The following is a 1,098-nucleotide window of genomic DNA, read 5'->3' on the forward strand; positions in this document are numbered from 1 at the left end:
TGTACTGCCCAGGCAGGTTGGTTAATCGGCTGATGGGTGGCTTTGCTCCGATAGCGGTATGGGGCCTGTGGTGATTGTATTCATGTAGCCACGCCGGGAGTGCTGCTCGGCGGGCTGACTCGCTGTTGTAGTGGCGCGAGAATGCCCACCCTTCGGCGAGGGTGCGGTGGAAGCGCTCGATCTTCCCGTTGGTCTGCGGGCGGTAGGGACGGGTCTTCTTCGGTTTGATATTCAATTCGCTGCAGGTGTCGCGCCAGGCGTGAGACTTGTAGGCGGAGCCGTTGTCGGAGAGCACACGTTCAACGGTGACACCGCGGGCAGCAAACCACGCCACTGCCCGCCGCAGGACACCGATGGCGGTCTCTGATTTCTCGTCGTCGTGGATCTCGGCATAAGCCACCCGCGAATGGTCATCGATCACGGTATGGACGAAGGCGGTCCCGACGGTTAGATCACCAGCGATCCCTCGTCGCCCGGTGCGCTTCGCTGTCGCCGACCGGTTCTTCACGCCTTGCTGTCGACCGACGTATCGCCACCCGCCGCCGTCAGGGATATTGCCGATCTTTTTCACATCGACGTGGATCATCGCACCGGGCGAGTCGTGCTCGTAACGTCTGATCGGCTCACCGGTTCTGACATCGACATGATGCAAACGGTTCAATCTCGCTCGGACCAGAACCGCGTGAACGGTCGACGCCGGCATCCCAACTTTGGCTCCGATCGCGACCGGCCCCAAGCGTTTCTTCCACCGCAAATGCACGATCTTGCGCACCAGCTCCTGACTCGTGCGATTCGGCGACCGGTGCGGACGTGACGACCGATCGGTCATCCCGTCGCGACCCATCGCCGCATACCGATCGGCCCACCGCTTCGCGGTCGGCCACGACACATGGAAGAACATCGCTGCGTGCGCGACCGGCCATCCTTCATCGACAATCAGCCGCGCGATGCGGAGTCGTTGAACGGGAGCAAGAGCAGCATTAGCGTGAGACACGAAGACCTCCGGACTGGGTTGGGGAACTAGACAGCTCCACCCTCCACCGGAGGTCTTCGTCATATCAAGACGTCACACATCAACCAACGTCCCTGGGCAGTACA

General features: G+C 61.5%; 1 protein-coding gene. It reads right to left on the reverse strand.

Going from position 1 to position 1,098, the window contains the following annotated elements; all coding sequences use genetic code 11:
• Nucleotides 1-994, reverse strand: a 994-nt coding sequence (locus HB677_RS18185) for an IS481 family transposase (RefSeq protein ID WP_213817155.1), incomplete at its 3' end; no start/stop codon positions are given.
• Nucleotides 995-1,098: the final 104 nt, after the last annotated feature.

The organism is Glaciihabitans sp. dw_435, from assembly GCF_018449675.1.
In the GTDB taxonomy this organism is placed as follows: domain Bacteria; phylum Actinomycetota; class Actinomycetes; order Actinomycetales; family Microbacteriaceae; genus Glaciihabitans.